Here is an 8763-nt window from a genome sequence, read left to right as displayed (position 1 = left end):
AAGAAGCAAAGAAGCAAGTTGTTTGAGAGATGATTCGTACATCATAAATTTCCCAAGAACATAAATACCACTCCATCTAATTGAAAAAAACTACCACTTAAAGATTTTGTTACTTTTAAGAAAGGAAAAAAATTAGCAGGAGATGCAATAGATAATGGGCTTTATCCATTCTTCACTGGATCTAAAGAAACACAAAAAATAAATGAATATTCTTTTGATCAAGAAGCTTTAATATTAATTGCAGATGGAGCAAGACATATTAAATATTTTTCTGGAAAATTTAATGCCACTGGTCATGTTTATGTTCTTGACGCTAGCCATAAATATATTTCTTGATTGCTTGAAATCATAAAATATTCCATTCCAATATTTGATCGAATTTCAAGAGGCACTGGTATTACTGGTTTATGTTTGGGAGACTTAAGAAATTTTGAAGTCCCTCTCCCTCCAGATAATCTATTAAACTTATTCAATAAATTTGCTGAACCTATTCAAAAACAAATAGATAACTTATCTAAGCTAATAAATGATTTTCAGTTTATTAAGTGGGAATTAGTAGAAAGAATTTATAGTCAAAATCTTGAGATAAATTAATCTAAATTATTTCAGTAATTCTTAAAGTTATTAATTCTGTGTATTTAAGTTAATTGTTTTTGCACTAATATAATTTATTGATTTATGAAGTCTCAGTTGGCGAGGGAGCTTTGAAAGCTGTGTGATGATCTTAGAGCTAACTCAAGTTTGAAGTCTAATGAATATTGTATGCCTGTTTTAGGCATCATATTCCTTAAATATATGTATTTACGTTTTAAGGATGCGGAAGCAAAAATAAATAAGAATAGATTAGTTAAGGATGGAATTGCTTGTCCTATAGATGAGCATGATTTTGTAAGAATGGGAGCAATTAAATTGCCAGAAGAAGCACAATTTAAATGAATTGAAGCTTTACCTGCTGATATTGCTTCAAAGAGAATAAATAACAACAATTACCAAACTATGCAAAGTTTGGGTGAGGTCTTAAACAATGCAATGTCATTAATTGAGGAGAGATCTGAACAATTGGCTGGAATTCTTTACAAAGAATACAATAAGTTGTCAGATTCTATTCTTAGGAATTTATTAGAGGTATTTGCTAGAGAAGATATTGATAATGATACTGATTGTTTGGGTGAAGTTTATGAATATTTTCTAGGAAACTTTGATCACGGATCAAAGAGCGATAAAGGTGTATTCTTTACTCCAAGATCATTAGTGCAAATGATTGTTAATGTATTGGAACCAAAAAGAGGTACTGTATTAGATCCTGCCTGTGGTAGTGGTGGTATGTTTGTTCAAATTAAGAATTATATGGAAAAACATAAACTAGATTGTAGTAAGTTAATGACCTTCTATGGACATGAGTTGATAGATTATCACGCTAAGTTATGTTTGATGAATATTATTATTCATGGTTTAAATGGTAAGGTTGCTTATGGCGATGTAGGAAACACTTATTTTTACGATCCATTTAATTTAGATGGTAAATGTGATTATGTATTAGCAAATCCACCCTTCAATGTTGATGGTGTAAATGCTGCATCAGCTATTGCAGCAGGAAGGTTACCTTTTGGGGTACCTAAAGTAAGTAAAAAAGAAATTTCAAATGCCAACTTTCTTTGAGTTTCTTATTTCTATTCTTACTTAAATGAAAAAGGAAAGGCTGGTTTTGTAATGCCTTCCATTGCTATGGGAGGTGGTGATAATCAATTCAGGAGCAAAATTGTTGAAACTAAACATGTTGATTTATTAATTAATGTTGCGCCTAAATTTTTTCAAAGTGGATTTAAAGCTGGTTGTTCTTTGTGATTCTTTAATAAACAAAAATTACCAGAACATGAAGATAAGATATTGTTTATAGATGCTTCAGAATACTTTACTCCTTTAGGAGATAAACAGAATATTTGAAATGATTGACAACTTAAGAATTTAAATGCAGTTGTTTGACTTTACAGAGGTCAAAAAGAGGAATATAGAGCACTACTTAAAGAGTATAGAAGTGAATTAAAAAATTTAGCAACACAATTTGAAATTAATGTAGAGAATGATAATTATTTAGAGGCTTTTGAAAATTACAAAGAAGAATTAATTGCTGATAGTCAAGCTTCCATTGATAATGCTGGAAAACATAAAAAACAAATTAAGAAGTTTTGAGATGAAAAACAGAGAAATCTTGAGAATGGTGTATTAATTGCTAAAGAATATCATTGAATTTATTCAAAATTTGGAGAAGGAGAATACAAAAATATTTTAGGATTCTGTAAAGCAGTAGATCTCAAAGAAGTAAGAGAGAAGAATTATTCATTAATTCCTGGTATTTATGTTGGTGTTTCTGAAGAAGAAAGAGAAGATGAAGCAAGCTTTATGCAAAGAATGGAGAATATGCATAGAGAATTAGCAGATTTAGAAAGAGAATCTAATGAATTAATGGCAAGAATTCAAAGAAATATGGAGTTATGGAAAAAATAGTATGGATTCTGATTATTCTGAAAAAGAGTTAGTTGAAAAATCTGCTTTAAATCTTTTAGAGCATGAGTTAGGTTGAACAATAAGGAGGGCTACTGAAGTTTCTAGGTGAAGAGGTTCTGAAAAGAGCCCATTATTAATAGATGATTTATTTTCAGCTTTAAGAAGATTAAATCCTTGAATTAATGATGTTCAAATAATTGAAATAATTAATAAATTAGAGGAAGGTAACTTTAATAAATTTAATTTAAGAAATAATCGTAATAAGTACTATTTAATAAGAGATGGTATTAATGTAACTGTAAAGAAACAGGGAATATTTGAGCAAAGAAGAGCAATACTTATTGATTTTAGTAATTCAGAAAATAACTTATTTACTGCTGTATCACAACTACATATCAAGGGTTCATATATTGAGTATTTATGCAAACCAGATTTATTAGGTTTTGTTAATGGACTGCCTTTATTATTTATGGAGTTTAAAGCACATAAAGTTGATGTTCAAGGAGCATACAGTGTAAATTATTTAAAGTATTTAGAACAAATTCCACAGTTATTTGCCTACAACGCTTTTTGTGTTTTTTCTAATGGCTTAAATACAAAAATAGGGGAAGTAGGTAGTAAATATGAATTCTTTAAGGATTGGCAAAGATTAACAGAGGATGCACCTAGAGATACAAAAATAGAAAATCTTTTAAGGGGTGTTTGTGATAAAGATAATTTCCTTGATTTATTTGAAAATTTTATCTTATTTTCAGAGTCTAACAATAATATTTCCAAAATAGTTGCTCGTAATCATCAGTTTTTAGGAGTTAATTTAGCTTTTGAAAGTTACAGACGTAGACATGCAAATCAAGGAAGATTAGGAACATTTTGACATACACAAGGAAGTGGAAAGAGCTATTCAATGATGTTTTTTGCTGAAAAAATAAGGAGAAAGTGTGGTGGTTCTCCAGTTTTTGTAATTCTTACAGATAGGAGAGAATTAGATAAGCAGATTTATGATACTTTTGTTTCTTGTGGTGTTTTAGGGGGAGATAATAACTGTATTGTTGAGAATAAGAAGGATTTGGAGAAGAAGTTAAGAGAGAAACATAGTTATGTATTTTCATTAATACATAAGTTTGGTAATGCTGATTTTACTCCTATTGAATCAGATAAAGAAATAATAATTATTGCTGATGAGGCCCACAGAACTCAATATGGTGAAATGTCGGAAGCCATGTATCGTTTTTTACCTACAGCTTCAAGAATAGGCTTTACTGGAACACCATTACTACATGATGAACAAATAACAGCAAGATATTTTGGAGATTATATTTCTCAGTATGACTTTCTTAGAGCTATAGAGGATAAAGTTACAGTACCTTTAATTTACGAAAATAGAGCTTGCAAAAATCAAAATATTGTTAATCCTGAAATCAATATAGATGTTACATCTCTATTGGAAGAGCCTAATTTAACATTGGAAGAGAAGAATAATTTGCAGAAAAGAATAACTCAAAATAAGTATTTGTGAATGATGGAAGATAGATTAAGAAAGAATGCTCAAGATTTTGTTACTTATTATTCAGCTAAATTGGATTTGGGGAAAGCCTTGTATGTATGTCTTAATAGGAAGGCATGTGTATTGATGAAGAATTATGTAAAGGAATATTGGAATAAAGAAAAGCAAAATTTAATTGATTCTTTGCCTAAACAAGCAGATTCTGAAAGAGAGGTTATTGAAAAAAGAATTAGATTAATGGATGAAACTGATTTTGAGATAGTAGTTAGCAATGATGTTTTTGATGAAGAAGAGATATTTAGTGTTTATGGTTCAAATATTGAAATACCTGAGAGGAAAGAAAAAGAGAAGTCAGTAGAGGATAGATTTAAGGATAAAGATGATAATTTAAGAGTTGTTTTTGTATGTGCTATGTGACTTACAGGTTTTGATGTTCCATGTTTATCCTTTTTATTTTTAGATAAGCCTCTTAAAGCCCATACTTTAATGCAGGCTATTGCGAGACCTAATAGGATGTATGTGGGAAAGAAATATGGAGTGATTGTAGATTATATGAATTGTTTTGCAGCATTGGCTGATGCACTAAAGCAATGGTCTGCTGTTCATAAGAGAGCATTAATTACTACTAGTTCTACAAAAGAGATAGCACAAAAAGTTGTAGCTCTTATTGATGAAATTGAAATATTTCTTAAAGAACAAGGCATTTTTCTGGATAAATTTATTAATGAAAAAGATCGAGAAATTAAGAAAGAATTATTATCAGATAGTAAAGAAATATTATTACGAGGAGATATTAAAGATAAATTCGATAGATATTATTGGCAGTTAATTAATGAATTTAAATACATACTTAGACAAGATCTTTCTGAAATATATAGGGATAAATTTACTACTATTAAAGCTATTTATGAACAATTACATGCCAGAAGTTCACGAGTTTCAAAAGATGATTTAATAACTAAGTTATTTGCTATTATTCAAAAATATGTAAAGTCAGATGTTAATAAAGAGAATTATTCAAAGGAGATTAGTAATACAGAAATAAAGTTAATAAGTAGTTTAGTAATAGATTCGAATAGGCAAAGAAGTGTAGTTAATGAAATTAGAGAAAGTTTTGAAGCTGATTTAAAGAAAGCTGTAGATTTAAATCCTAGTGTATTTAATTTATTTAATGAGTACAATAAGCTTATTGAAGAGTGAAATAAGGCTATAGATCCTGATAAATTAGAAGAACTCTTTCCACAAATACTAGGAATTGTTTTTCAAAAATGAAAGAAAGAACAATTTAGACATAAAGAAGAAGGTTTTTCAAATGTACAATCTTTAGCTATTTACGATATTTGTAAAGAATGAAGTTCAGAAGAAATTTTGCAAAGATTAAAGGATTTTTGTGAAAGTTTTTTCTTTTCTATTAGAGAACAAATTTCAAATACTCATGATCTTTTTGAAAAAGAGTCCACAAAGAGTGAGCTCTTATCCTTTATTAAAGAAAGTCTTTTTGTTCATTGTCCTTGTAAGCTTACAGAACAAGCTCTATTTACTTTAAGAGAAGCTTTGTTTTCATATTTATTTAATATTTACCAAAAGAACTTATTGTATTTTGAACCTCAGATTTAATGAGGTTACAGAGGCCGAGAGGAACTAAAGATCTTTTTGGAGAAGAGCTACAAAAGTTAAATGAGATATGTAGTAATATTAAGAATTTTCTTGAGTTAGCAGGCTATAGAGAAATAAGAACACCTATTTTCGAACACAAAGAAGTATTTTTAGGAACAGAAGAAGAATATTTATTATCCAATAAAGAGATTTTTAGAATTGAGGGAGGTAAATATATATTAAGGCCGGAGAACACAGCATCTGTAGCAAGAGCTATTGTAGAGAATCGCTTCCTTTGTATTAACTCTAAGTCGACTAATAATAAGAGATTTTATTATTTAGGTACATATTTTCGCTATGAAAGGCCACAAGAAGGAAGATATAGAGAATTTATTCAATTAGGTATTGAGGAGATTAATTCAGCTCCAATTGAAGCAGATATTTCACAAATAGCTTTAATTAATAGATTATTAGAGAGTTTTGGAATTAATAAAGCATTAACACTTCATATTAATTATTTAGGCTCTAAAGATACAAAAATTAAATGAAATGAAGAATTAAAGAAATATTTTGAGGAATATAGAGATCAATTGTCTGAGGACTCTAGAGAAAGAATTAATAAGAATCCATTAAGAATATTGGATGATAAAGAGGATTCAAAATTGGAAATAGTAAAAAATGCTCCTAAAATAGAACAATTTTTAGATAGTAAAGAGAAAGAGCAGATAGAGAATATTAAAGAACGATTGCAGAAAGATTTTGATATGGTTTTTGAATGAGATACTAATTTAGTAAGAGGAATTGATTACTATACAGGTTTAATTTATGAGTGAAAGTATAAAGAATTAACAGTAATTGCTGGAGGAAGATATGATGAACTCTTTTGTAAATTTAATAATTCTGTAATTCCTTCTTTGGGATTAGCAATAGGAATAGAAAGATTTAAATTCCTTCTGGAAAAAGAGAATTATGTATGAAAAAATAGAGAGGTAGCCCCTATATATATAGCTAGTCTTGTTGGTTTGGATGCTAAATTAAATTGATTATTAAAGGTTTTTGAGAAACATAATATAGTTTATTGGGCAGACTTTAGTATTGTTAAATTGAATAAGCATTTTGAAATTTCTTTACAAACTGAATCAAAAGTAATGCTTATTTATGGCGCTAAAGAACAAGAACAACAAGGAATTACTTTGAAGTTTTTAGGAAGTGAAAAAGAAGGAGACTTTTTTGAATTTAATGAAGAAGCAATAAATAAACTCATTCCTTTAATTTTTTAGGAAATAAATTCAAAATAAAGTTTAAAGTTTTTTATTAACAAGCTTAATAAAAAAGCTTATATTCAAAAATTTTAAATAAATTAATTTGTCAGCCTGAGAATTAGCAACCTTAGATAAATTAGGCTTTATTAGCAGGGGAAGACAAACGCATTATCCAAAAAACGATCCAAATTTATTTTGAAAAGGCACCATTCCTTTTGTTGAAACACAAGATGTTAAAGAAGCTAAACTGTTTGTAAGACAAATACGTAGATATTACAACCAAAAAGGCTTAGAGCAGGGAAAGCTTTTTCCTATTAATACAGTTTGTATTGCTAGTGAAGGTAATATTGCAGATTCTGCATTATTAAATAAACCTTCTTGTTTATCCTGCCATGTACATGGATTTAATGCCTATGAAGGTATTTCTTGTCCTAGATTTATAAAATATTGTTTTGATTTTTCCTCCATAAAAAAGGAGTGCATTTCAGTAGCTCAAGCAGGAACTACTAGATTATCCTTAACTTCTGAAAGGTTATTGACCATTAAATTCCCTAATCCCCCTTTTGAAACTCAAAAGAAGATTGGTGATATTCTTTCAGCTTATGATGAATTAATTGAAAATCATCAAAAACAAACTGAATTACTTGAAAAATTAAGATCAGACCTTTACAAGGAATGATTTATTAATCTTAGATTTCCTAATTATGAAAAGTATGAGATTAAAGATGGTTTGCCAGAAGGATGAAAAAAATTAAAGCTTAAGGATATTGCAACAATCCAAAAAGGAAAGAAACCGGCAGGATATGCCAATCCTAATGGAGAATATCCATTTTTTACTTGTTCTTTTGAAACTCAAAAATCTATTGATTTTTCTTATGATATTTCAGCTATATTGGTTGCTTCAGGCGGAAATTTTGTAGCAAAAAAATATCGTGGTAAATTTGAAGCAATGACAGATGTATTCATATTAACTACATCGGATTTAAGAATGGAGTGCTTATTATTTTTGAATTTGAAAGAGGAGTTGGTTAATTTAAATAAGATGGTAGTTGGGACAACTATTAAACATCTAAGTAAAGAAATTTTAAGCAATATTGATTTAGTAATTCCCAATGATAATTGTTTACAAGAATTTAATATTTTTTGTGAGGATATACAATCAAAAATAGAAAAATTAGATGCGAAGATGCGAAGATGCGAAAAAATTAGAGATGATTTGCTAAATTTATTATTCAAGCAAGCAGACAATTTAAATTAAAAAAACAAGATAGATAACAAAGAATTGTTGGATATAAAATTTGATTTTTTAGAAGTTCAGGATAAGGATTTGCATTTTTGATTATTTTGTCTGTTTGAGAGCAAGTTTCTTTAAATAAGTTAGGTATTTTAGAAAAGGGAATACAAAAACATCATCCTCAGTATGATACTTGTTTATTTGAAGGCGGAAGTGTGCCGTTTTTGCAAACTTTAAATTGTCAAAATGATAAATTACATCCAATTGAATTAACTAAGTATTACAACAAATTAGGAATATTACAAAGCAAGCAGTTTAAAAAAGATACTGTGTGCATTACCAATCATGGCCGAATAGGAGACGCAGTAATTTTAAAGAATCCCACCTGCTTAAGTGCTCACTTATTTGGCTTTAATTCATTCAAAAATGTCTCAGATCCCAAATTTATAAAATATTGTTTTAATTACAGCAAAATAAAGAAGTTATGCAATGTAATTTCATCCGCCGTTTCCGCCACAAAAGAGTTAACTTTGGACAGAATTCTTAAAATCCCGTTTCCAAATCCTCCATTTGAACTTCAACAAAAAATAGGAAAGATCTTATCTACTTATGACTTATTAATAGAAAATTATCAAAGGCAGATTGAAGAAGCAAAGAAGCAA

6 protein-coding genes are annotated in these 8763 nt (G+C 28.8%); all 6 read left to right on the top strand.

What is annotated here, in order from left to right:
• The coding region (locus tag A6V39_RS00090) for a restriction endonuclease subunit S (RefSeq protein ID WP_222702660.1) at positions 1-594 on the top strand (594 nt) is incomplete at its 5' end.
• Between the two features lie 84 nt (positions 595-678).
• Positions 679-2505, top strand: coding sequence for a class I SAM-dependent DNA methyltransferase (locus A6V39_RS00085; protein ID WP_187149631.1), 1827 nt, complete (start codon positions 679-681; stop codon positions 2503-2505).
• 1 nt (position 2506) lies between these two features.
• Positions 2507-5626, top strand: coding sequence for a type I restriction endonuclease subunit R (locus A6V39_RS00080; protein ID WP_187149630.1), 3120 nt, complete (start codon positions 2507-2509; stop codon positions 5624-5626).
• Positions 5626-6885, top strand: a complete 1260-nt coding sequence (gene hisS, locus A6V39_RS00075; RefSeq protein WP_245633475.1) for a histidine--tRNA ligase — start codon at positions 5626-5628, stop codon at positions 6883-6885. The genes A6V39_RS00080 and hisS overlap by 1 nt, the downstream gene beginning before the upstream one ends.
• Before the next feature lie 85 nt (positions 6886-6970).
• Complete coding sequence (locus A6V39_RS00070; protein ID WP_187149629.1) at positions 6971-8125, top strand: restriction endonuclease subunit S; 1155 nt, start codon at positions 6971-6973, stop codon at positions 8123-8125.
• A gap of 77 nt (positions 8126-8202) precedes the next feature.
• On the top strand, positions 8203-8763 hold a 561-nt coding region (locus A6V39_RS00065; protein ID WP_187149628.1), incomplete at its 3' end, for a restriction endonuclease subunit S.

The organism is Candidatus Mycoplasma haematobovis (genome assembly GCF_001645765.1).
GTDB classification, from domain to species: domain Bacteria; phylum Bacillota_I; class Bacilli_A; order Mycoplasmatales; family Mycoplasmoidaceae; genus Eperythrozoon_B; species Eperythrozoon_B haematobovis.
Note: the sequence above shows the minus strand (reverse complement) of the source record. Positions and strands in the feature narration are given on the sequence as shown.